This is a genomic window from Candidatus Bathyarchaeota archaeon, from assembly GCA_026014805.1.
Lineage (GTDB): Archaea > Thermoproteota > Bathyarchaeia > Bathyarchaeales > SOJC01 > JAGLZW01.
Window position 1 is genome coordinate 1 of the sequence record JAOZHR010000030.1, and the last position, 23,025, is coordinate 23,025.

The following is a 23,025-nucleotide window of genomic DNA, read 5'->3' on the forward strand; positions in this document are numbered from 1 at the left end:
GACCCATAGTGGTTTTCAGGCAAATTGTCGTAATGTTTTTAAGGCCTCTTTTAAGTTTTCCCTCAAGTCTCCGCACTACAGTCATTATGTTTTCGGCAATTTCCTCGTCTTTCATGTCTTCTGTGCCTACTACGCATTGAAGAATTGGTTGACCTCGAAGTCGTATGGTCACAGTTTTCTTCCATTTTTCGATTTGTTTTTTGATGTTCACTGTAGGAGGAACAGGTTTTGGCATCTTACCTCTGGGTCCAAGAGTTGAACCTAAGGTTTTTCCTACTAAAGGCATCAGTGGAGCTTCTGCTATGAAAACATCATAGTTATTCGCCAGTTGTTTTTGCTGTTTTTTATCGGTGGCCAAGGTTTCCAGTTCTGCATTACCTATAACAAGTTCGGCGCCAGCTTTCTTGGCCTTGAGTGCAAGTTCTCTAGTTGCGATTACACATACTTTTCGTTTCTTGCTTGGTGCGTGAGGGAGTTCTATTGTTTCCTGAATCTTTGCCTCAGGCTTTTTCATGTCGATCTCGCGAAGGTTGATGATTAATTCAATGGATTGGTTGAATTTCTTCTTTTCAGACCGTTCCCTAACTTTTTTGATCGCCTCTAGAATCGTCTTTGTGCTCAACGACATTGCCTAGGCCTCGTGCCAAATCTCGTATAGAAACCCGTTATAAAAAGATTGTTACTGTTCTTTCTCGAAAAGAGAATCATATTTGCCTTCGTCTATTTCTCGCTGCACTTCTCGAGGGTCTCTGTTTTCCACTGTTACGCCCATACTGACACAGCTACCTAAAACTTCTTTAGCTGCTAGCATAAGCGATTTGGCCAACAACTCCGGTCTTTTCTTCTTAGCGAGACTCGCCACTTGTGGCATGGTAAGATTGCCCACTTTCTCCTCTTTTGGGCTGCCTGAACCCTTCGAAATCTTCAATGCACTCACGATTAGCGCAGAAGTGGTAGGAGTGCCTACAGTGACCTCAAACTCTTTAGTCTCAGGGTCGACAGAAATCTTGACAGGAACTTTCATTCCAGCGTAGTCCTTCGTCAGCTCGTTGATTCTGTTTACTATGGTCAGAACGTTAACACCTAATGGACCTAAGGCAGGACCCAATGGTGGTCCGGCGGTTGCTTGTCCACCATTTACTAATGCGTTAATAATTTTCTTTTCAACCATTCCTATTTCGCCTTCTTAGCTTTTTCCACAACTTTGACATAATCTGCGTGAACCGTTATGGGGAGAGTGAAAGTTGCTTCTAGAAGTTCGAGGATTACTTCACTCTTTGTTTTGTCGATACGAGTAATTTTTGCTTTCATACCTTTGAAAGGGCCACTGATAATTTCCACAACGTCGCCAACATCCAATTCTTCAATGACGGGTTTAACTACAATATATCTTTCAACCTCGGAAAAACTCACGATTCCTGGAACCCTAGATCTGACATGTTTAATTCCGGCAATTGCTTCTTCAACAAAATGCGGGCCTTCAGCCTCTACAAACACGTAACCTTTCAACATCTCCGGTACCAGAACCGCTTTAACCGGCAGCTTGGCACTTTCAATTCTTATAGCAATCAAATTTGCCACATTCTTCTCTTGCCCGGCGGTGGTGCGGATAGCGAAAACAGAAGTTGGAAATGTTTTTTCTTCAGACATTCTCAGTTCTCCATTCATTATAATCCTTGCAGAACAAAAGAAATTATTTTGATGACAAACCCTACTGCACCTACTGCTCCAATGCCTAATAAACAGATTTTCGTCGATTGCCAAAGCTCTGATCTACCTGGCTTTGTGGCTAACTTTAGCAATCTACTAACAGATTGAAGGAAAGATCTTATAGCCAAGGTTTATCGCATTGTCAAACATGAGTTCTCATATAAAAGGAAATCGCACAACGGATGATAGGTGGTCACACCATTCTTGGAAATAGCCTATACTTAGGGTTTCTGAAGCAAAGGGAGAAAAGTTATTACAATAAAACACCATCGTAAAAGCTACGGATTGTAAGCTCGCTTTTAGAGGAAACGCATAGAATTGAGTGTCACAAACAAGAGAATCGCACTACAGCGAATTCACAAACTTTTCAGGCTTGCTAAAAATGTTATTCATGAAGACGAGAAATTGGCACAACGCTACATTTCTATTGCCCGAAGAGTCTCTATGGCGTCGAGAGTGCGTATTCCACGAGAATATCGGTGGCAGATTTGCAAAGGCTGTAAAAAGTTTATTTTGCCCGGTGTTAACTGTCGTGTGCGTATTCAGCAACGCAGGGAGCCTCACGTAGTCATTACTTGTGGCTACTGTGGCAAACATACGCGGTTTCCAATGAAAGTTGGGGAGAAACAGAGAGATGATAACACCAGAAATGAGACGCAGAATAAAGCGTGAGTTGAGTGCTGAGAGACCGACAGTTTGGATTGGAAAGAATGGAATCTCGCAAGAAGTTTTAGTTGAGGTAGATGGGCAGTTGGAAAGAACGGAGATGGTGAAAGTGAGGATTCTGAAAGCTGCGTTAGAAGAAAATAATGCTAAGGCAATTGCAGACGAGATTGCTCAGCAAACCGAGTCGGTGCTTGTAGAGGTTAGAGGTCACACTTTCATGCTTTATAGAAAGAAGAAGAAAACATGATAACAAGCACAGCATATTCGGATTGAATTTATAACGCTTAACTGTTACTTCTGAGTTGTTGCTCTATTTCCTTAATCTCTTGCGTTGATGGTTGCATTGGAAAATTGTATAGAGGACCGCTTGGTTTTTCGTTGTAGTATGGACGGTTGCAGTGGGGACAGCCTGAGGTCAAGAATGGTGTTCCGCTTCGAATGGCATCTTCTAACTGTGCTTGTGAAACTCCGAAGTTAGTGATGTTGCCTTTTTCGTTGAAGCCCATTTTTTCGAATCTTGCCTTTCCTTGTACTATTAGATAGCGGGCCAATTGAATTCTCCTGTAGTGGTTTATTGTCGGTGGAGAGTTATGCTCTAGCGCTGTTCCAGGTATAGGTGTGAAGGCGAAGAGTGCTGGGTAGACGCTGTTGTCTACGCACCATTGAATAGTCTTTATCATTTCCTTTTCTGTTTCACCCAAAGCTACGATGAGATGGGTGCTTGCTTTACCTTTGCCAAATACTTCTACTGCTTCCAGTAATGCATCATGCTGTCTATTCCAATCATATGGGCCATCTGCGGAGATGCCTTTGACTTGGCAGAAAATGTCTTTTGTTGCTGCGTCCAGTGAGATCCCAATTCTTTCAACACCAGCCTCCCTCAGTTTTTTCATTTCCTCTTTGTTCAAAGGCTGACAGGAGACGGATATAAGAGCCTTTGTTCCACGAAGCTTAATTTCCTTGACTAAGGCTAAGGTGTCCTCTAAAACAGTGGGATAGTTTAAGGCTTGAATGCAGACTCGCCTTATCTCTCCTCTGTGCGCAGAAGTTGCCAATTCGGACAATACTTTTTTCGTCGTGAGAGCTGGCCAAGCAACTCTAGAAAGCATGTCGGCACGGGTTTTACTGCTTCTTGCTTGCGCACAGAAGCCGCAGTTTGCTGTGCATTTGCCTTCAACGTAGGTGAGGAGGTATGCGGTCGTTGGCTTGGCGTTTAGAAAGCCTTCCATCAAACCTAACGCTATGGCTGAGCCAGATGAGACTCGAACTAGGTTGGGTAGAATTGATTTTCCTGTTCTGGTTTGGTCGAGCTTCTCTGGTGACATTGCTTCTCTACAAATCGTCTGCTAAGTATTTCAAGTCAAAAGGTTTCATCTTGTATCCAGACTTTATGCTTACGAGGAATGATTCGAAATCGCTTACAATATTTCCCCAATTCAAGGCGAAGATTCGCCTAAAGTCACTGTAGTGAGAGTAATCTTTATGAAATGACACCATGATAATGTCCTTTCCACATCCTTCACCGTCCGCGGCGAAAACTACGTTTGGATGTTCATTTGTCCATTCAGCTGCGTGTTGCACTATTTTCTCAGCTTCATCAACCGATGAGTAAGATTTTATTTTGATAAAGGTGAAAGCCAAAATTTGGTAGCCGAGCTTCGTGAAGTCGGGAATAACTGTGTAGGTTTTTATGTATTCTTTTTCTAGTTGGGCTCTCGTTCTGGTAATGGTTGGCTGTGAGACTCCTAAGATGCGAGCTATTTCTCTGTCGCTTCTCTTGGAATTTCTCAGCATTTCCTTTAAAAGTCTGAGGAGTTTTTGCTCTTTCATGGAGGACTCTATTCGTGGCGATCCTTTAAAAAGCTTGATGAACAGCAAGCAACAAAGAGAAGTTTGTGGATGTGAGCAGAATTGCTTAGGTGACTGTGAGAAGTGCAATTTTATAAATTGGGACATCAAAGCTTAATATTGCAGTTGGGGCCTAAGGTCTGTGAACTTCGAAGAACTGTTAGCAGCAGATGAAAAAAAGCTTGAAGAAACTCTGGAAAAGGCGCGGATAATAAGCCAGACATACTTTGGAAAGAAGCTCCTCTTTTATGCGCCCAGCTTTGTCTATTACAAAACAGATTATTTTTGCTCTTCGCCAACCGTTTTTCCATCAATCTCCATAACGGGCTCCTCATGTTCTCTACGATGCAAACACTGCAGCGGCATTGTCTTAAACACCATGTACCCCGCAGAGTCACCGGAGAAACTTGTGGAACTTTGTAGAGATTTGAAAAGCAAAGGCGCGGTGGGATGCTTGATTAGTGGCGGATGTTTACCAGACGGCTCTGTGCCGCTTGATAAGTTTGTGGATGCAATGGCGGAGATTAAGCGAAAGTTGGGATTAACTCTAGTGGTACATACAGGTGTAGTTAGCAGAAGTATGGCAAAGCAGCTGAAGGAAGCAGGAATAGACGCTGCTTTAATCGACATAATTGGTTCAGATGAAACAATAAAAGAAATCTACAACTTAGATGTTAGTGTGTCTGATTATAAAAACTCGCTTCAAGCATTACACAACGCTAAAATCCCAACTGTGCCCCATGTATTGGTGGGCCTTCACTACGGCGAGCTGAAAGGCGAACTGCATGCACTAAAAATGCTTGCAAACTATGAACCTTCAGCAGTCATCGTAATCGCCTTCATGCCAATCCGCGGCACCGCAATGGAAAAAGTTGAGCCACCTACACCTTCAGCAATAGGCAGAGTGCTTGTAGCTGCTAGGTTTATGATGCCGTCTACACCATTGGCGCTGGGATGTATGAGACCGAAAGGGATGCACAGAGCCATAACTGATGTTTTAGCTGTTAAGGCTGGTGTGAACGGTATCGCTTTTCCAGCAGAAGAAGCGATAAAGCTGGCTAAGTCGCTGGGTTATGAAGTTTCTTTTTCCTCTTTATGTTGTTCTCAGATTTTCGAAGACCTAGAAGACCGGGAAAATTGAGACATGAAAAAAATTGATGTGAAAGAATAAAGAGCCAGATAGAGTTTTACCTGGAAGTGAACTGCCACATTGAGCTCATTATCTGGTCTTTGGCGATTTTGATCTGTTTGCTCAGTTTTTTGGCGTCTTTTTTCGATATTCCTTGGCAGATAAGCTCTTTCTCGAACGCTTTTCTTGCTTTTCTCACTTTCCAGCCCAGTGTTATCCAAATCAGGAGGAGTTGGGAGAGTAACTGAATGATTCGAGGAATTATGCCGAGAATTGTTCGTATTCGCAAGTCGGTAGCTCCGCCGATAATTGGAGAAGTTTAATCTTCTTCCTCTTCTGAGCTTAAGCCCTTTTCCTTCATTTTGTTAGAGATTCTATCTTTAATTCTCTTCTGATTTTCTTCATGCATTTTTGGAGAGAAAGCGCCTTTACTCCCAATTTGCTTGAAAAGGTCGCCTAATCCTGTAAACGTTTTCATGTAGTCCTCTGTCATTTGCAGAGCTATGTTGTCTGGCATTCCGCTGTCTTTTAGTTCTTTGTAGAAAGCTCCAGCTGCCTTGCCCATGTTGCGTCCTGCTTCTTCGCTGAAAACGCTGGCGATGATGTTTTTGATGAGTGCTGGAATTTCGGTGGAGACGACGCTTAGGATTTCTTTAAGCTCTTCGGCTTCTTCCTTTGGGCTTTTTTCTTGGCTTCTATCTTTCTTTTCTAGCATTTTATTTTTCTCCTTTTGTTGTTAACGGAAGATGTATCGTCTTGATATTGTGATAGCTTGAGCTTTTTTGTGTTCCGCTTCAAACTTTGCTTTTTCTATTGAGCAGTTGTTGTGTTGTGTAACTGCGATATTAATGCTTGAAGACGGGGCAATTGTTTGTGGTAGTGTCTTCCTTATTCCAAACAGCTTGGTTTTACTTAAACTTGTTTTCATGTTTCATACACCTCACTATAATAGAAGGTGTGGACACTCTAGTTTAGTATCGTGAGAAAAAGTGGTCAATCACTTGGTCACTGCTCGATTAATTCGTATTTTTTGCCAAAGCCTACAACTTGGCGGACTATTCCTTCCTTTTCTAGCTGTTTTATGCGTTGTCTGATTATGCGTCTTGAGGCTGTGCCTCGCATGGCTTGAACTTGGCGTGTTATGGCGGAAATATTTAGTGGACCTTTCACGGCAAGGGCCTGTATTACGCATCGGCTCATTTCGTCTCTGGCAACTTCTGGCTTTTTGATGACTTGTTCTGCCATTTTTAATCGCGCTGCAATCTTCAAAGGTTCCTCGTATAAGCCTAAACCCACCTTTGTAAGCCGCAATGACGCTACTAATCCTGCATATTCAGGTTTTTCAAGAATCAAAGTTTCAAGAGCGTCTAAACGCTTTATTATCAGGTCTAACTTTTTACTCAACTCTTCAGCGCTAATGGTTGATTTAGGCTGTGGTTTCTTCTTGTTTTCACTCATCTCTGAGCAAACTCGCTTCGGATGGAAAAGGTATAAGGTTCTTTGTTTAAATGGTTATACTCATTTGACAGTTCTCATCCTCATAAATAGACGTTCAGGGAATGAAATAAGGAGAAGTATATAGAAGACTCTAGCTTAGAGCGTCAAACAGCAAGTTGCCCGTATTTCAAAGCTCGCCAATGCTTCTACTCTTTTTCTCTTCGCTGCACCGCCTTAGTTGCCCTGCCTGCCCCCGCAAGAGCTGACAACCCTAAAATCTCTCCTTTTGTCATATCCATTGGAATCGCAAACACAATTGTATTGCTCTGATCATAACTAATGTCTTCCAAACTCGACAAAGTGCGCAGATATAAGGCTCGATTGCTCATCTGTTTTACAGCTCTCTCCAAATTTAGGGCAGCCGTTAGCTCACCTTCACTCTTAATAATCACCGCCCGCTTTTCCCGCTCAGCCTCAGCTTGCCGTGCAATCACTCGCTTCATATTTTCTGGCAACTCTACAGTTTGCAAATTCACCGAAATGATATCCACGCCCCAATCCTGCGTCTCCTGCTCCACAATCCTGCCAATCCTATCCGCAATCTCATCCCGCCGCGCCAGCAACTGGTCCAACTCCACATTTCCAACAACATCGCGCATCGTCGTCTGCGCGTGCTTCATCACGCTGTTCCACACGTTCTGAATGTTCACCAAACTGTCCTTTGTGTTCACTATTTTCATAAACACCACAGCATCAACGGTCACGCTGATGTTGTCCTTGGTCATAACCTCCTGCCGCGAAACATCCAAAGTAATAATCCGCTTATCCTGCTTCAAGAAACTCTCCGCCAATGGCCACTTAAAGAAGAAGCCAGGACCCACTAACCGTTGAAACTTCCGAAAAAATAGGGGGGGTCGGTAGCAACGCCTCCTCCAAATAAGATGGTTCGAAGTATTCGACGACGTAGAACAGAAACTCAAGCGTGTTCGATTCTGGTATTGAGGCGTTGACGTTAAACTAAATTGCGTGCGCGTGTAGGTACGGTGTACATGGCAAAAAACACATATAGATGCAGTGAGTTCATATATAGATACATTTAAATGATTAATGCTTTCACCTATTAAAAGACATACATTAACGAGAGGGTTAAAAATGAGCGAAATGACAACCCAAATCCTCCAAGAAAGCCTAGGGAAAACGGTACTCGTACGATTAAGAGGCGGGAAAAGTCTACGAGGAAAACTAAAAGGATTCGACCAACACCTGAACCTAGTACTTGACGAAACTGAAGACACGACAGACCCGGAAAATCCTAAAAAACTAGACATTCTAATTGTCCGAGGCGACAATGTAATAATAATCTCGCCACCTCCAAGGTAAGAAACATGGGAAAGGGCACTGCTTCCTTTGGAAAGCATGGAAGAAAACTTATACACATCAAATGTAGAAGATGTGGTAGAAGAGCCTATCACATAACGAAGAAAAGATGCGCTGCATGCGGTTATGGAGCTTCACCCACTCTGAAAACTTACTCGTGGCGTACCAAAACTCTTCAAGGAGAAAGAACAAGATAGCTTTTTTAATTCTCACCAAACCGCAAGAAGAGCATCTTAAGAAAAATCTTATCTAAAACCTTGAGATACTTTAGTGAAGTGCGAAATATCTCTTATCAATCTTCACAAAGATGAGAGGACCCTTGCTGTGAGACAATTGTCTGGCTTTACGCAAAGTTGTATTTAGGACATTGAGCAGTTTTTCTTGCTCGCTTCTCCAGCCTTGTTTCTTTTCACATGCTCCAAGCTCAAGTTTTAGCAAGTTTTCTGCCATTATAGATGTTCCGCAAATTTCCCCATTTCTAACTAAGGATTCCACCAGAACATCTTTGACCTCTCTACGTCTTTTAAGTTGCCGCCACAAAGAGTCCGCGTTCTTTAACTGTTTATTCACTTTAGACCATTGAGGAGAAGCATCGTTTCCTATAAGAAGCTTGACTCTTTCATTCCACTTCTTAATCCAAAGACCAGCCCATATGCCTACAAACTCTGAAAACTCTTCAGAGTTTTCCTCGAAATACTTGTGAACCTTGTCAATCAAGTCACAATCACAATTTTCTTTACCGATCAGCCCCCAGTGCACCTTTAGGAAGTTCATCAAATCTTCGCAAGCTATCTGTAAAACTCGTCGATCTGAGCCTTGGAGATCTAACAGTGGATTACGGTCCTTCAAGCACTGCGACAGCAGCAGCTCAAGAAAGTTCATTGACGTTCCTTCCACGCTTTCTCCAATTAATACTCGGGTAGATGTCTTAATTAAGCGTTATTTATGGTATCTTCTATAACATTTTTTGAGAACTATTCTTAATCTTGACATGTAGATAGTCCGCCAAATAGATAGTTACCAAACCGAGACCTTTACGGTACCTCTAATATTGATTTCAGCTTCATAACTTTCTTATCTTCAGTTTTTATATGGGCATTATAAGTGAAACAATCATGAATCCACAAGAGTTAGAAGAACTGCAAAAGAAAAAAACCTTGCTAGAAAATGAGCTGCAATCGTTGGACGAAAGAGAAAAGACCTTGGACAAGAAACTTAAAACGTTCGAAGAAAAACTGATAATTCAAGAGTTAGAAGAAAAAGTCAAAGCGAAGCGTGAATCAGTGAACCAACTTGAATCCAGAATGAAAGAACTTGAAGAGAAATGGAAGGGACCACGAGAAAAATCAGAAGGCCCCGCCAAAGTGAAAGAACACCCAACACCACAAGTTGCAGAAGAAGCACAACAAGAAGAAATGGTGGTAATGGAACCAGACGTGACGCCGGAAAGTCATCCGAAGCCTGAACAACAGGAATCTAAGAAGAAACGAAGGTTTTTCTAGCCGTTACTCAAAGCTATCTGGAACAGAAAGGTTCAAGAATCCGAGGAAAACAAAAGCCTAGTTAGAGCATTTCATAACGTTTTTCTACCAAGCAATGATTCAAGCAACTGTGTCTACACTGCTAAAAGCAGCTCAGGAAGTCGATTAATATCTTCTATAATGAGGTCAGGCCTCTCCTTCCCCAACTCTTCTTTTTCAAACAACCCTGACAGTACAGCAACTGTTTTTGCGCCAGCAAGCTTGCCAGCTTGAATGTCAACTCCAGAATCACTAATCACTACACAATCATAAACTGGAACTTCAAGTTTGTTTGCTGCCTTTAGAATGGCATCTGGAAAAGGGGTGGGTCTCTGAACCTCTAAAGATGTTATAATCGCTGAAAAATATTGGCCGAGATGTAAGCGTTGTAGCTCTTTCTCCACCAATCTTTTAGAAACACGTCGACGGGTGATCAGAGCAAGTAGGAATTTTCTCGAGAGTCTGCGCAAGGTTTTATTGACATTTGGAAATAGTCTAGTTTTGCTTGAGGCGATTTTGTAGAAAGACTGCAAAAATAACGTTAGGAATTTCTCTCTCAAAGCATCATCTACATTTGCATTATCAAAGAAATCGTCGAGAGGAAGGTTAAGTTGTAAATGTCGAGCTATTTCCAAACCTACATTATTGGAACTTTGTTTGCTCCCAATAGCGGAGAGTGCAATTTCTGCTGCTTCAGCGAAGGCTTCTAAGGAATCAACTATTGTTCCATCTAGATCAATGAGCAGCGCTTTAGCTTTCAGTTTTTGCTGGGTCATTTTTCCATTCTTCTACATCCTTTGTTGCTGCCATAGATAAACTCTTTCGGTTTTAAGATAAGAGCGCGTCTTGCATGCGCATTCATCTTACCTTGTTATTTCCGCCTCTAAGAAGTGTGAGCCAATGCACAAATAAACCATATTGGAAATCATTACTCTCTTTTCATAACAGTTAATGCATCACGTCACTAACCGCATACACAGGAAGTTAGTAGATTGTCTGCACGTACGAAATGCAGGAAGTGTGAAAATAGAGATGCCACGGGCGAAGACGGGGTGTGTGACAGTTGCCGTTTCGTTTTAATACTCGATAACATGATGGAAGAAAGACCAATTACGGAAAAACCTCTAAAACACCAAGTCGAAAACTAAGCCAGTTGAAAAGAACGGTCTTCAAGCGAAGGAAAACGCTTAAGGATGAAATGGGGACAATCGGTAGGCGATTTCGTTTTATATTTCTCAACAGAGCACACTTTTCCATTCCGCAGCTACACCGTCGGCTGTATAATATTTGCTCTGTGCCGAGGAATCTGCCGAGTTCTTCGATTGTGTTGGCCGCCACCCGAGCTGTATCTTCTGATTTTGTGGCGTCTGGCTCGACATAAACAGCGTTGATCTTCAACTGCTCATGCTTACGGTCCATTATAGGATCTACGCGACCGATAAAACGATCATCGTGCAGGATTGGCATCACATAGCAGCCATACTTGCGTTTAGCCTTCGGCAGATAAACTTCAAAGCGGAAATGGAAATTGAAAAGTTACTCTATCATTTCACCCCGTCGACTTATATCTTTGAAAGCTTTGGATGCACACACACCCAAAAAGACAGGAATCAAACTGGGATATAAGGAAAAAGTATTTAAAACATGTAGAGTGGATAAGTGAAGCTACTGGGAGAAACCACTGAGATGGCGAGAAAAGCGCGAATAAGACTTACAAGCACCGATTACAAGCGGTTAGAAGGTGTATGTAACGAACTGAAAGCCATCGCTGACAAGACAGGCGTCAAAATGACTGGACCAATTCCTCTACCGACAAAACGACTTAAAGTTCCAGTTCTGAAGGCTCCTTCTGGGGCAGGCACTGCAACTTGGGACAAATGGGAAATGCGCATACACAAAAGGCTTATTGACATTGACGCCGAAGAACGCGTCATGAGGCGAATTATGAGAATACGGGTACCAGAGGACGTATACATAAGCATCGAACTACTCTAGACTCAGAAAGACAAATATGAAAGACTGAAAATTGCGAGTAAAATCGAAACAGAAAAGCTTAGCGCCCACATGGTTTTGTTCCACGTGAAAATCTTATAGCCATCCATTATGCCAAAAGGGATTAAGTTAAAGACAGCTATGAAAGAATTTATCCATGCACCAAAATACGCAATAAAAATTATAGAATAGTTGAGGTCGACAAAACTGAATATCGAGCCTGTCATAAGAAACACCGTAGCGAGCACAATGTTTGTTAAGGGTCCTGCAAAAGCTGTTTTCCCTATTGTTTCTCTATCACCTAGACCTGCAATCATAACAGCTCCTGGAGAAATAATCTTGAATAAAGGTGCGAAAATGGAAATCAAAGTGATTAAGGCTCCAATAGTGGTCAGTCGAAATTCTGCCCATAGCCCCTGGCGCTGCGCGGCCATCTTGTGAGCTATCTCGTGAATAAGGAAAGAAAAAGTGAGGAGAACCGCCAAAGATGCAGCTTCTATCAGAGTACGCCCTAGAAACAGAGAGGCACCTACGCCCATCACAAGCAAGGTTCCGACGGCTAAGTGTTTAAGCTCTGTTGTACTAAACCATATGATTCTATCTCGTCCTCGCGGCGGCACCATAGTGACAGTATGCTGATAAGAACGTTCAGTCTTTGATGTTTTCAGCGTTTTTGCTAGCTGTTCCCTGGGAGCTCGAGCACGCCAAGATTCTGGGCAATTATGATTTTCAGGTAGACGGTGTTCAACGCAGAAATGTTCGCCACAGTATGGACATTTAAAGGGCATGTAGGTTTCTGCGCCGCATTGCTTACATTCCACTTAGTTTGGCACCTTTCGCGTTTTCATTAGTTTTATGATTTATATGTTTGCTGCCTACGGGAAAAAAGCTACCAAACATTCTTGAACAAATCTTCTTTTTCGCTGATAACCAAATCTCTGGAAGAAGATTCTTCACCGAAGCTTATTCGATTTAATCCTTTAACAATTGCAACCGGTATTGCCTCTTTTCCTTGTCCCATCACAAGCTCTGCAGCACTAGCCAATTCGTCAACAACGGCGCTGAACTTGACTTGCATAACGTAACCAAACAGGTCTTCTGAGCCGCGGTAATCAAAGAAAGGGTCGATTCCCCCTAGGCCAATTGCAAAATTCACTTGTCCTCGTCTAAACGACCGACTATACGTGTCAGATATAATGACTCCCACATTTTTTCCAGTTAATTCTATGATGCTGGAACGTAGACGCCTCGCAGACTCATCGGGGTCTACCGGTAAGAGTGCATAACGGTTTGCGCCTTTTATATTGGATTTGTCTATTCCCGCGTTTATGTTAACCATGTCTCGTTTGTCTTCGACAATGAGTATTTCCTGTGAGGCTTTTAGAAAACGCTTTGATTCGCTCAAAACCAACTCTACAAGCTTCGGGTTTTTCCCTGTTGCTTCTGCAATTTCTAACGCTTTTCTAGAAGGTTTTACTGTATCCAGCTGAACCACGCGGTCTTCAGCCTTGGAAATCACCTTCTGCGCAACAATAAGGATGTCTCCGTCTTCAATCTCGACATTGTTGTTCTCTGCTGCTGAAACAATCAAATCGGCCAAATCATCACCTGCTTTTATAAGAGGAATACCTTCAAGCCCAAAAATACCAAGTTTCTTCACCATTTCAACTGCCTTCTAACTTAAGACTTAAAGTCTAGCCACATCAACAAGAAACCGAAACAACGCTGACAACATTTATTAGTTTATCTCCTTCTACAAACTCGAAAACCTATGGAGCTAAAACTAAACCAACATTTGACTCCTTTCAATTTGGAGAATACTCTACAATGTGGACAACTGTTTAGATGGGAGAAGCATGGTGGCTTGTGGTATGGCATAGCTGAACAGCGAGTTTTCAAAGTTCGACAGACAAACGATGTTCTTGAGTTTGAAGGCGCGAATGTTGACTTTGTAAAGAATTATTTTCGTTTAGACGACGATCTACCGCATATAATTTCTGAAATCAGCCAAGACTCTCTGATGAAACATGCCATTCAAATATTTCTTGGATTGCGCATAATAAGACAAAATCCTTGGGAGTGCCTAATTTCCTACATCTGCGCCACTCATAAAAGCATACCAGCCATCAAAAACATGATTTTCGATTTGTCAAAACAATTTGGTGATAAAATCGCTTTTGAGGACTATAATTTTTATACGTTTCCAGACGCAGCTGCATTGGCAAATGCCACTCTGGATGAACTCAGAAGATGCAAATTAGGATTTCGGGCAAAACGAGTTCGAGAAACAGCGAGAATGATCAACTGTAACAAAATCGATTTCGAAATGTTGAAAACGATTGATTATGAGATGGCTAAAGGCAAACTACTGCAGCTTCCTGGGGTTGGGAATAAGGTGGCTGACTGTGTTTTACTCTTTTCTCTGGAGAAGCTGGAAGCGTTTCCAGTGGATGTTTGGATGAAGCGCATAGTTCAGAATCACTACGCGAACCATTTTGATGCCCTGTTCATTGAGAAGCTCTCAGCGAAAAAATCGCTATATTCAAAGGATTACAACAGAATAGGTTCGTTTGCTAGAGACTATTTCGGAAAGTATGCTGGATACGCTCAGGAATATTTGTTTCATTTTGTTAGAAGCAAAGTAGCCTAAAGGTCCAGTCTGACAAGAGCAAAATCCAAGTCTATCTCCTCTTTGACTTGGAATCCTTTTCTAAGATAAAGTCCGATGGGTCCAGAAGGATTGTTCGTTGAGCTCCTTCTGGCGAAGGTTTCGACAGCCTTGAAACCACGTTTTCTTAAATCAATGATTACTTCGTTGAGAAGTTTTTTACCTAGGCTTTTTCCTCGGAATTTTTCTTCTCTAATGTAGAGGCAAGAGATGAAAGCAACGTTCTCTTCAGCTGTTCTTAGCTTTTTAACTCCGTATTCTTTGATGTTTGGGAATCTGTTTGAGGTGGAGTACTGAACGTAGCCTATCGGCTTGTTTTCAGTGTATAGTATTTTGCCGCAGTTTCCAAACTCTTCTAATGTTTTAAGAAACCAAGCGGCTTTCATCGATGCATGTTTTAGTTTTTCTTTTTGCTGCAGTTCTTGCCTGCTTTGTTCGAGAACGCTTGGGTTTTCCCAGTACAGGCAACTTCTGCATGGTTCAGGGATGTCATTGACATTATCTCGTGTAATGTTTTTGATTGAAACTTTCATATTGTCTATCTCTTCAAAATTCTCACGGAGTTGGCGGTGGAGGCGGTAACGGAGGAGCAGTTCTTGAAACAACGGTAGTTCCGGCCATGCGGTCACTTATTTTTTGATGGGGATCGCCCGGCGTTGCTAAGCTGATAATTACATCTATGAGAACTAAAATCCAGTAAATCTTACTAATGTTTCTGATGAAAGCCAAATCTAAAGCGGGTCTGTGTCCACCGAGCTCAATAGTTTTTAGGTTCATTATTTTCTTGCCAACAGTCCATCCATAGTAGAACTCGAGCAAAGCGAAGTACAAGATACTTAAGACTCCCGCAAAGAAGGGAAATGTGAAAAAGTGAAAAGGAATGGTGATAATCGCTACGATTATTGAAGTACCTATGCCCACTATTATGCTGTCGATAATAAAAGCCACAAGTCTCCTTATCCAGTGATCTTGAAGCCGTGTATCTCTTCCGACTCTTTCAAAGCCTGTTGACATAGTTTTCCACAAGCAGATTCCTGTTAGTCTTTACGATATATATCATTTCTGCCCTTTGCGAAAAAGAAAGAAAAAATGGGGAGTTTTTAGCCTTTCATAACTGCCATTGGGAACAGTTGAGCGACACGTGTAGCAATTCCTACTTTGTCGCTTACCTCCACCACTTTATCTACATTCTTATAGGCCAGATCAGCTTCCTCTGCAAGGCCAACCGCACTTGCCGCTCGAACCACCATTCCACGTTTCTCCAAAGCCCTTTTAACATCACCACCCCAGAACCTTCGTCTTGCCGCAGTTCGACTCATCATTCTACCAGCCCCGTGAGCCGTAGACCCAAAAGACACTTCCATAGCTTTCGCCGCGCCAACCAGAAGCCACGAACTTGAACCCATGCTCCCTGGAATAATAACAGGTTGCCCAAATTCGCGGTAATCAACGGGCACAGCAGGATTACCTGGTGGAAAAGCTCTCGTAGCCCCTTTCCGGTGAATCCAAACTTTCTTGCGTTGACCGTTAACTCGATGTTCTTCAATTTTAGCGATATTATGTGCCACATCATAGACAAGTTGAAGACCGAATGTTTCCGCTGGCTGCTTGAACACACGTTTAAAACTTTGTCTCACCCAATGTGTTATGGCTTGGCGGTTAGAGAAGGCATAGTTAACTGCACATGACATCGCTTGGAAATAGTCTTCTGCTTCTTTAGTATTCCCAGGGGCGCACGCAAGCTCTCGATCAGGTAAGTTAATTTTGTATTTATGCACCGCCCGCTCCATTACTCGGAGATAGTCGGAACAAATCTGATGTCCATAACCACGAGAACCGCAATGAATCATGACAGTGACTTGTCCTTCCTCATTTATGCCGAAGGCTTTAGCCACATCAGGATTGTAGATTTTGCCGACTTTCTGAATTTCAATGAAATGGTTTCCTGAGCCTAAAGTGCCAATTTGAGTTGTTCCCCGGTTTTTGGCCGTGGTTGAAACTTTATCGGAGTTCGCTGATTTCATATTGCCTCTCTCCTCACAATGTTCAACATCTTCTTTCCATCCCATTCCCTTCTCCACAATCCACGGAACCCCTTCTACTGCTAGTCTGTCGAGTTCGTTTGTTGTAATTCGAAAGTCTTTTCTGCGGCTACCGAGGCCGCATGGAACGTTGTTGAAGATCGTGTTTGTCAAATCTGTTAGCTTGGGCTGTACGTCTTCTTCGCTAAGGTTGGTCGTCAGTAATCTTACGCCACAGTTTATGTCGTACCCTACCCCTCCAGGACTGATAACCCCTTCTTCATAATCTGTCGCAGCAACTCCTCCAATAGGGAAGCCGTATCCTTCATGTCCATCAGGCAATGTTATTGCGTACTTGTAAATGCCCGGCAAATGAGTGACATTGGTGCACTGTTTCAACGTTCTATCTGTCTTCATTTTTTCCAATAGTTCTTCATCTGCAAGTACTAAACCTGGAACGCGCATGCCGGGTTTGTATTTTTGTGGGATGCGCCATGAGTAGTTATCAAGTCTTTCGAGGGGGATGTTATAGATTGAGCGTCTCTTCTGTTTTGTTTTATTCAACTCTTTTCACTCTATAAAGTGTGAACGTAAGGCTAGATATAAGTAATTTTGGTGTAGATACCAAAGATTTCAAGCTGTTAACAATTGGCGTGCTGAGTCAATTGAAACTCTATTACTGACGTATCTTTGCCTTATATTTGAAATAATCTCTGAAACCTTGGATGTTTTGCAAAATGATGCCTCTGCTCATGATAGGGTGAATTTTAATGTACTCATTTACTTTACGTACGGCGGAATCTCTTCTTGAGATTTCCTCTTCCATCTCTTCTATAGTCGCATTGTTCTTCATTTTTTCAGCTATAACGTCCGCCCAGAGTCTCAATTGGTCAGCATGCGTCTATAGGTGCTCTAAAGCGTCTGTTGTTCGGCCAAAATGCGAATAGTATAACAGCTTAGGTTTCAATTGCTTCAGTTTTTCGATTGAAGTCAATTTTGTCTCAAAATGAAAAGGCGGCGGGGTTGTCGGTATGGCGACATCGTATTCAGGTATGTAGATTCCAGCTGAATCTCCAGGAAAAACGTCTTGGCTTCTTTTTTCGTAGAAACTTTGGTGGTGAGATGCGTGACCAGGAGTTTCTATAACTGCTAGTTCAACGCCTTCTCCCAAATCGAATATCATTCCATCTTCTGCAGTTATTATTCGCTCGTTGGCAACTGGCATAAGTTCCTCGTAGAGCTTAGCAACCTTGCCTAACACCTGTTGCGCCTGCGTCCACAACTTCTCTGGGTTTATAATGTATGGAACGCCTCTCTTATGAACAATTATTTTTGCCTTTGGTAAGTAGCTAAGAAGTGCACCTGCACCTCCGCAATGATCCAAGTGAATGTGGGAAACCGCCACATGGTCAACATCTTTGACATCCACTTTTTATCTCCTTCAGTCCAGCCAACAGGTTTGGAACAGTTGCTGTGGGTCCAGTTTCAATGATTGCCACTTTATCTGCTTCTAGTACGTAGGATGCGATAAAACTGCTAAAACCAGCTGGTTTGAGATCTATCAAGGAAATGTGCCGGTCGAGTCTGGTGCTGAACACTTCTTTACACGACCACAATACCACCGCACTAGCGCTTTTAACCCTTTCAAAAAGCGAATTTTATGCAGTTCTCTAAAGCATTTCATAAATTATGACTGCCTTTAGTGTTGATGTCATAGATATGTGCAGGATGAAGAATGACGAATATCTGATGCTACAATGTTTCTATTATTTGCTATTTGATGAAGCCTGAAATGCCTTAACGCTAGATTCAGTAATAGTCAACCAGTTGCCCATCATTTGTCCAATCGACATTTTAGGAAATCGTTGTTTGAAGCCGTTATCGCATACTTCTCTCAATGTTGCTGCATAAGTGTCGCACACACATTTTCAAAGAGCTAATTTTATTAGTCACAATCGCGCAATGTTTATATTGGGAAATCCATCCTTTGGTTTCCCTTAGCGACTAGTCATCGCTATCAACGTTAAAAACGTCCCGTAACTCTTCCGGCGGCGGCGTCAACTCAGACGTTAAAGGCGCTTAGAAACGCCCTAAGGATGACCAAAACACGGTTGACCTCCAGTTACGGGGACAAAAAAATGGAGACCTGATGATCAAAGTTAGGTCTAACATGGGCTTAGCGCACACGCAACAACCCCCAAATCCAACCCACAGCAAAAGCGGCAAAAACTCCCAACTACGACACAAATCCGGTTGATCCTGCCGGACCTTACTGCTATCGGGATAGGACTAAGACATGCTAGTTGTGCGTCTCCCAGCCATGAAAGAGACGCGGCATACAGCTCAGTAACATGTGGCTAACCTGCCCTTAGGACAGAGACAACCCCGGGAAACTGGGGCTAATCTCTGATAGGTGTGGAGTTCTGGAATGAATCTACACCTAAAAGATGCCTGAATCACGCTTTAGACATCGCCTAAGGATGGGGCCGCAGCCGATCAGGTTGTTGGTGAGGTAACGGCTCACCAAGCCTATAACCGGTACGGGCCGCGGGAGCGGTAGCCCGGAGATGGACACTGAGATAAGGGTCCAGGCCCTACGGGGCGCAGCAGTCGCGAAAACTCCACAATGCGCGAAAGCGCGATGGGGCTATCCCGAGTGCCGTCCGCTGAGGATGGCTTTTCTCCAGTGTAAGGAGCTGGAGGAATAAGGAGAGGGCAAGACTGGTGTCAGCCGCCGCGGTAATACCAGCTCTCCGAGTGGTAGGGATGTTTATTGGGCCTAAAGCGTCCGTAGCCGGCTCATCAAGTCCTCCGTTAAATCCAGCGATTCAATCGTTGGGCTGCGGGGGATACTGTTGGGCTAGGGGACGGGAGAGGCCGACGGTATTCCCGGAGTAGGGGTGAAATCCTATAATTCCGGGAGGACCACCAGTGGCGAAGGCTGTCGGCTAGAACGAGCTCGACGGTGAGGGACGAAAGCTGGGGTAGCGAACCGGATTAGATACCCGGGTAGTCCCAGCCGTAAACGATGCGGGCTAGGTGTTAGGGTGGCTACGAGCCACTCTAGTGCCGCAGCGAAGGCATTAAGCCCGCCGCCTGGGGAGTACGGCCGCAAGGCTGAAACTTAAAGGAATTGGCGGGGGAGCACCACAAGGCGTGAAGCGTGCGGTTTAATTGGAGTCAACACCGGAAACCTTACCGGGGGCGACAGCAGATTGAAGGCCAGATTGACGATCTTGCCAGACAAGCTGAGAGGAGGTGCATGGCCGTCGCCAGTTCGTGCCGTGAGGTGTCCTGTTAAGTCAGGCAACGATCGAGACCCACGTTCCCTGTTGCTACCAAGGAAAGTTTCCAAGGGGCACTCTGGGAGGACAGCCGCCGATAAGGCGGAGGAAGGAGTGGGCCACGGCAGGTCAGTATGCCCCGAATCCCCCGGGCCACACGCGTGCTGCAATGGCCGGTACAATGGGTTCCTACCTCGTGAGAGGATGGTAATCCCTAAAGCCGGTCGTAGTTTGGATCGAGGGCTGCAACCCGCCCTCGTGAAACTGGAATGCCTAGTAATCGCGTGTCATTAACGCGCGGTGAATACGTCCCTGCTCCTTGCACACACCGCCCGTCGTTCCACTCGAGTGGGCTTTGGGTGAGGCGCGGTCCTTGGTGGCTGTGTCGAGCCTGAGGTTCGCGAGAGGGGAAAAGTCGTAACAAGGTGGCCGTAGGGGAACCTGCGGCCGGATCACCTCCTAAGTAAGCAATGCTTTGCTTGTGGGTTGGAGGGGAAAGATTGTCCAGTGCGCTAAGCTTGATGCTACTTTTATTTCATTGTTGAAGAAAAAATAGATGGGGTAGGCGGTTTTTAATGTCTCAATTGCTTATTCTTTTTTAAGGGTGATTTCCATTGTTGAGACGTTTCTCGGGTTGCCGCCTTCTCTGGGTGTGATCTGCTCTGTACCTATGGCGATAGCGTTGACTTTGGCGTCTTTGAAGAATCGATTGCGAACGATTTCAGCGACATCAACAGCTGTGCTTATGGCGCGACCACGTGCCTTTAATGTGACTTCGGTTGTGTTGCCCATGTTAAAGCCTGTAATGACTGCCATGACGTAGTTCATTGGAGGTTTGTTTCCGACGTAAATCACGCTTGGTTCTGTACTCATTTTGTATATCTGCCTTCTTTGTGTATATGATAACTTAAACAATTGACAGACTAATATATGAACGTATAGGAACAAAAAACTAGAATTAAAGTAGGACAATCACCGCGTGTCCTTAACTTCTTCCTTTCTCACGTGTTTGCCATCCATCTAGAGCCTGCAATGGAGAGCCTAATCCCGGGAGCCACATACCTCTACAGCCCCATGTCTAGTTGTGCTCAGTAAAGTTAATAGGAGACAATCCTTACAAGCCTTTAAGCTCATAATTCAAAAGGGATTCACAAGCATGCCAAGATTCAAACAAATTGCAGATATCCTAAAGCTCATGGATAAAAAAGAGAACATACGGGACGTCGGAATAATCGCCCATATAGATCATGGCAAAACAACTATGACAGACAGCCTTCTCACTGAAGCGGGCCTCCTAAGCCCCAAAATCGCAGGTGTGGCCCGAGCCCTAGACTACCTTGAGGAAGAGCAAAAACGAGGAATTACAATAAAAACCGCCAACATCAGCCTTCTCCACAAGGAAAAAGGCACCCTCTACCTAATTAACCTCATTGATACTCCAGGCCACGTAGATTTTACAGGGAAAGTTACACGTGCCCTGCGCGCCATAGACGGAGTGGTAGTGGTCGTGGACGCAGTTGAAGAAGTCATGGTTCAAACCGAAACGGTCACTCGCCAAGCCCTTAACGAACGCGTAAAACCCGTATTATTCATAAACAAAGTCGACCGCCTAATCAAAGAGCTCAAACTAGGTCCAGATGAAATCCAAACAAAACTCGCTCGCATAATACGTGACTTCAACAACCTTATCGCCCTATATGGCGAGGCTGAACAAAAAGAAAACTGGAAAGTTGACGCCGCAAAAGGTACAGTTGCTTTCGGTTCAGCTCTCCACCGCTGGGGTTTTACCGTCGACATCGCTAAAGAAAAAGACATCAAGTTCAACGACATAATAAATGCTTACAAGAACGAGAAAGTCGAGGAGCTAGTCCAAGAACTACCCCTTTTCAAGGCTATCCTCACAATGGTCGTCAAGCATCTGCCAAACCCCATAGAAGCTCAAAGATACCGAATTCCAAAAGTCTGGAAAGGCGACATTGACTCTGAACTAGGAAAAGCCATGATGAACGTTGACTCTAAAGGTCCAACAGTGATGTGCATTACATTAGCACAGATGGACCCCCATGCCGGACTAGTAGCCACGGGACGCATATTCTCCGGAGTTGTGAGGGAAGGAGAACAAGTATACCTTGTAGGCGCTAAAAGAGACTACCGCGTACAACAAGTTTCCATGTACATGGGTGCCTTCAGAGAGGTTGTTGGTCAGATAGATGCAGGCAACATAGCTGCGGTTCTTGGCCTTGATCAGGCAAGAGCAGGTGAAACTCTGGTAAGCGTCAATAGTAAAGATGGGATGGTTCCTTTCGAGCGCATAAAATACGTCTCCGAGCCAGTCATCACAATAGCCATTGAACCCAAACACCCTAGGGATTTACCTCGTCTTATCGATGTCATGCACCGCTTAGCCATTGAAGACCCCAACTTGGTAACAAGCATAAACAAGGAAACCGGCGAATACCTGCTAAGTGGGATGGGCGAGCTTCACCTAGAAATCGCAGTAAAGTTTCTCAGAGAATTCGCGGGTGGGGACCTCGAAATAATTACGTCCAAACCACTAGTGGTCTACAGAGAATCAACTCTGTCGCCAGGCGTAGTGGTCATGGCAAAAAGTCCGAACAAACATAATAAGTTCTGGATACAACTGGAGCCGCTTGAAAAGAATATTATTCAGTTGATTGAGAAGGGTGACTTAACAGAGGAGATGGGGCGAAAAAAAATGGGCACTGTTTTGAAAGAAGCAGGCTGGCCCACTGAACAGGCAAGAAACATATGGGCACTTGAACAGCATAGAAATATTCTGGTTGACTTGACAAAAGGCGTACAGTATCTGCGGGAAGTTCGGGACATGCTAATTTCAGGTTTCACGTGGGCCTGCCAAAATGGGCCGCTGTGTGAAGAGCCCATTCGAGGATTGAAAGTGAAGCTAATGGATGCCTCGTTGCATGAGGACCCTGTGCATAGAGGCCCGGCGCAAATTATGCCAGCTGCTCGACGTGGAATTCTTGGCTCATTCTTGTCTTCGAACCCTGTCATTATTGAGCCCGTCTACAAGATCGGCGTGTCTGTAGCAGCTCAATGGGTTGGTGAAGTTTCTGGTTTGATCACTAGAAAGAGAGGACGTATCATTGCCTCTGAGCAGAAAGGTCATTTAACGATGATTACAGGGTTTATTCCTGTCGCTGAAACTTTCGGATTGTCTGCTGAAATGAGGTCGGCTACTTCAGGGCATGCTTTTTGGCAGACTGCTTTTGATCATTGGGAGAAGGCACCGGAGAATGTAACCGCGGAGGTTATTAAGACGATTAGAGAAAGGAGAGGTTTGTCGCCAGACGTGCCCAGTGCCAGTCGGTTCATTGACCAAGCCTAAGAACTC

Annotated in this window: 29 protein-coding genes, 1 rRNA gene and 1 pseudogene; 9 read left to right on the forward strand and 22 right to left on the reverse strand. The window is 43.9% G+C overall.

Annotated elements, in window-relative coordinates:
• The 3 genes from NWE91_08215 to NWE91_08225 form a co-directional block, all read right to left on the reverse strand.
• Positions 1 to 628 (reverse strand): 50S ribosomal protein L1 (locus tag NWE91_08215; GenBank protein ID MCW3986372.1); only part of this gene is annotated, 628 nt, incomplete at its 3' end.
• Positions 629 to 679: 51 nt separating this feature from the next.
• Positions 680 to 1,171: a 50S ribosomal protein L11 gene (locus tag NWE91_08220; GenBank protein ID MCW3986373.1), complete on the reverse strand. Its 492-nt coding sequence runs from the start codon at positions 1,169 to 1,171 to the stop codon at positions 680 to 682.
• A gap of 2 nt (positions 1,172 to 1,173) precedes the next feature.
• Positions 1,174 to 1,650: a transcription elongation factor Spt5 gene (locus tag NWE91_08225; protein ID MCW3986374.1), complete on the reverse strand. Its 477-nt coding sequence runs from the start codon at positions 1,648 to 1,650 to the stop codon at positions 1,174 to 1,176.
• A gap of 694 nt (positions 1,651 to 2,344) precedes the next feature.
• Between NWE91_08225 and NWE91_08230 the strand changes: the two genes are divergently transcribed.
• Positions 2,345 to 2,623: a YhbY family RNA-binding protein gene (locus tag NWE91_08230; protein MCW3986375.1), complete on the forward strand. Its 279-nt coding sequence runs from the start codon at positions 2,345 to 2,347 to the stop codon at positions 2,621 to 2,623.
• Between the two features lie 37 nt (positions 2,624 to 2,660).
• Here NWE91_08230 and NWE91_08235 read toward each other — a convergent pair whose 3' ends face one another.
• Complete coding sequence (locus tag NWE91_08235; GenBank protein ID MCW3986376.1) at positions 2,661 to 3,701, reverse strand: radical SAM protein; 1,041 nt, start codon at positions 3,699 to 3,701, stop codon at positions 2,661 to 2,663.
• A gap of 7 nt (positions 3,702 to 3,708) precedes the next feature.
• Entirely contained in the window at positions 3,709 to 4,206 is a 498-nt protein-coding gene (locus tag NWE91_08240; protein MCW3986377.1) for an Lrp/AsnC family transcriptional regulator, read from the reverse strand.
• A 160-nt stretch (positions 4,207 to 4,366) separates the two neighbouring features.
• Between NWE91_08240 and NWE91_08245 the strand changes: the two genes are divergently transcribed.
• Positions 4,367 to 5,365, forward strand: coding sequence for a radical SAM protein (locus tag NWE91_08245; GenBank protein ID MCW3986378.1), 999 nt, complete (start codon positions 4,367 to 4,369; stop codon positions 5,363 to 5,365).
• 46 nt (positions 5,366 to 5,411) lie between these two features.
• On the opposite strand, the gene NWE91_08250 is transcribed toward NWE91_08245, so the two are convergent.
• The 5 genes from NWE91_08250 to NWE91_08270 all read right to left on the reverse strand — a co-directional run bounded on the left by NWE91_08250 (position 5,412) and on the right by NWE91_08270 (position 7,770).
• Entirely contained in the window at positions 5,412 to 5,642 is a 231-nt protein-coding gene (locus tag NWE91_08250) for a hypothetical protein (GenBank protein ID MCW3986379.1), read from the reverse strand.
• A gap of 30 nt (positions 5,643 to 5,672) precedes the next feature.
• Positions 5,673 to 6,068, reverse strand: a complete 396-nt coding sequence (locus NWE91_08255) for a hypothetical protein (protein MCW3986380.1) — start codon at positions 6,066 to 6,068, stop codon at positions 5,673 to 5,675.
• A 21-nt stretch (positions 6,069 to 6,089) separates the two neighbouring features.
• Positions 6,090 to 6,281 (reverse strand): hypothetical protein, encoded by a 192-nt coding sequence (locus NWE91_08260; GenBank protein ID MCW3986381.1) that lies wholly within the window; start codon positions 6,279 to 6,281, stop codon positions 6,090 to 6,092.
• 77 nt (positions 6,282 to 6,358) lie between these two features.
• Entirely contained in the window at positions 6,359 to 6,811 is a 453-nt protein-coding gene (locus NWE91_08265; GenBank protein MCW3986382.1) for a hypothetical protein, read from the reverse strand.
• A 185-nt stretch (positions 6,812 to 6,996) separates the two neighbouring features.
• Positions 6,997 to 7,770 carry an SPFH domain-containing protein gene (locus NWE91_08270; GenBank protein MCW3986383.1) on the reverse strand — a complete coding sequence of 258 codons (774 nt, stop codon included), beginning with the start codon at positions 7,768 to 7,770 and terminating at the stop codon, positions 6,997 to 6,999.
• Positions 7,771 to 7,942: 172 nt separating this feature from the next.
• Between NWE91_08270 and NWE91_08275 the strand changes: the two genes are divergently transcribed.
• Complete coding sequence (locus NWE91_08275; GenBank protein ID MCW3986384.1) at positions 7,943 to 8,170, forward strand: LSm family protein; 228 nt, start codon at positions 7,943 to 7,945, stop codon at positions 8,168 to 8,170.
• Positions 8,171 to 8,175: 5 nt separating this feature from the next.
• The gene (locus NWE91_08280; protein MCW3986385.1) at positions 8,176 to 8,364 is read left to right on the forward strand and encodes a 50S ribosomal protein L37e; all 189 of its coding nucleotides are present in this window, start codon (positions 8,176 to 8,178) and stop codon (positions 8,362 to 8,364) included.
• A 70-nt stretch (positions 8,365 to 8,434) separates the two neighbouring features.
• Here the strand turns inward: NWE91_08280 and NWE91_08285 are convergent, their stop codons facing one another.
• The gene (locus NWE91_08285) at positions 8,435 to 9,049 is read right to left on the reverse strand and encodes a hypothetical protein (protein ID MCW3986386.1); all 615 of its coding nucleotides are present in this window, start codon (positions 9,047 to 9,049) and stop codon (positions 8,435 to 8,437) included.
• A gap of 233 nt (positions 9,050 to 9,282) precedes the next feature.
• Here NWE91_08285 and NWE91_08290 point away from each other — a divergent pair, with 233 nt between their 5' ends.
• Complete coding sequence (locus tag NWE91_08290) at positions 9,283 to 9,669, forward strand: hypothetical protein (protein MCW3986387.1); 387 nt, start codon at positions 9,283 to 9,285, stop codon at positions 9,667 to 9,669.
• A 113-nt stretch (positions 9,670 to 9,782) separates the two neighbouring features.
• Here the strand turns inward: NWE91_08290 and NWE91_08295 are convergent, their stop codons facing one another.
• Both NWE91_08295 and NWE91_08300 read right to left on the reverse strand, forming a co-directional pair.
• On the reverse strand, positions 9,783 to 10,463 hold the full coding sequence (locus NWE91_08295) for an HAD family hydrolase (GenBank protein ID MCW3986388.1): 681 nt from the start codon (positions 10,461 to 10,463) through the stop codon (positions 9,783 to 9,785).
• A 334-nt stretch (positions 10,464 to 10,797) separates the two neighbouring features.
• Positions 10,798 to 11,205, reverse strand: a pseudogene (locus tag NWE91_08300) (winged helix DNA-binding domain-containing protein).
• A gap of 168 nt (positions 11,206 to 11,373) precedes the next feature.
• Here NWE91_08300 and rpsJ point away from each other — a divergent pair.
• A complete protein-coding gene (gene rpsJ, locus NWE91_08305; GenBank protein MCW3986389.1) occupies positions 11,374 to 11,682 on the forward strand; it encodes a 30S ribosomal protein S10 in 309 nt (102 codons plus the stop codon).
• 2 nt (positions 11,683 to 11,684) lie between these two features.
• Here the strand turns inward: rpsJ and NWE91_08310 are convergent, their stop codons facing one another.
• On the reverse strand, positions 11,685 to 12,500 hold the full coding sequence (locus NWE91_08310) for a hypothetical protein (protein ID MCW3986390.1): 816 nt from the start codon (positions 12,498 to 12,500) through the stop codon (positions 11,685 to 11,687).
• Between the two features lie 68 nt (positions 12,501 to 12,568).
• The gene (gene cofE / locus NWE91_08315) at positions 12,569 to 13,342 is read right to left on the reverse strand and encodes a coenzyme F420-0:L-glutamate ligase (protein MCW3986391.1); all 774 of its coding nucleotides are present in this window, start codon (positions 13,340 to 13,342) and stop codon (positions 12,569 to 12,571) included.
• 108 nt (positions 13,343 to 13,450) lie between these two features.
• Between cofE and NWE91_08320 the strand changes: the two genes are divergently transcribed.
• Positions 13,451 to 14,329, forward strand: a complete 879-nt coding sequence (locus NWE91_08320; GenBank protein ID MCW3986392.1) for a hypothetical protein — start codon at positions 13,451 to 13,453, stop codon at positions 14,327 to 14,329.
• On the opposite strand, the gene NWE91_08325 is transcribed toward NWE91_08320, so the two are convergent.
• From NWE91_08325 to NWE91_08350, 6 genes are all read right to left on the reverse strand, one after another.
• Positions 14,326 to 14,880 (reverse strand): GNAT family N-acetyltransferase, encoded by a 555-nt coding sequence (locus NWE91_08325; GenBank protein ID MCW3986393.1) that lies wholly within the window; start codon positions 14,878 to 14,880, stop codon positions 14,326 to 14,328. The two genes, NWE91_08320 and NWE91_08325, sit on opposite strands and share 4 nt — an antisense overlap.
• Before the next feature lie 22 nt (positions 14,881 to 14,902).
• Positions 14,903 to 15,361, reverse strand: a complete 459-nt coding sequence (locus tag NWE91_08330) for an RDD family protein (GenBank protein ID MCW3986394.1) — start codon at positions 15,359 to 15,361, stop codon at positions 14,903 to 14,905.
• An 86-nt stretch (positions 15,362 to 15,447) separates the two neighbouring features.
• Entirely contained in the window at positions 15,448 to 16,893 is a 1,446-nt protein-coding gene (locus tag NWE91_08335) for an RtcB family protein (GenBank protein ID MCW3986395.1), read from the reverse strand.
• Positions 16,894 to 17,044: 151 nt separating this feature from the next.
• A complete protein-coding gene (locus NWE91_08340; GenBank protein MCW3986396.1) occupies positions 17,045 to 17,254 on the reverse strand; it encodes a hypothetical protein in 210 nt (69 codons plus the stop codon).
• 15 nt (positions 17,255 to 17,269) lie between these two features.
• On the reverse strand, positions 17,270 to 17,797 hold the full coding sequence (locus tag NWE91_08345; GenBank protein ID MCW3986397.1) for an MBL fold metallo-hydrolase: 528 nt from the start codon (positions 17,795 to 17,797) through the stop codon (positions 17,270 to 17,272).
• Positions 17,778 to 17,984 (reverse strand): hypothetical protein, encoded by a 207-nt coding sequence (locus NWE91_08350; GenBank protein ID MCW3986398.1) that lies wholly within the window; start codon positions 17,982 to 17,984, stop codon positions 17,778 to 17,780. The genes NWE91_08345 and NWE91_08350 overlap by 20 nt, the downstream gene beginning before the upstream one ends.
• A 630-nt stretch (positions 17,985 to 18,614) precedes the next feature.
• Here NWE91_08350 and NWE91_08355 point away from each other — a divergent pair.
• Positions 18,615 to 20,113, forward strand: a 16S ribosomal RNA gene (locus NWE91_08355).
• Positions 20,114 to 20,240: 127 nt separating this feature from the next.
• Here the strand turns inward: NWE91_08355 and albA are convergent.
• On the reverse strand, positions 20,241 to 20,525 hold the full coding sequence (gene albA, locus NWE91_08360) for a DNA-binding protein Alba (protein MCW3986399.1): 285 nt from the start codon (positions 20,523 to 20,525) through the stop codon (positions 20,241 to 20,243).
• A 283-nt stretch (positions 20,526 to 20,808) separates the two neighbouring features.
• Between albA and NWE91_08365 the strand changes: the two genes are divergently transcribed.
• Positions 20,809 to 23,019, forward strand: a complete 2,211-nt coding sequence (locus NWE91_08365) for an elongation factor EF-2 (GenBank protein MCW3986400.1) — start codon at positions 20,809 to 20,811, stop codon at positions 23,017 to 23,019.
• Positions 23,020 to 23,025 lie beyond the last annotated feature (6 nt).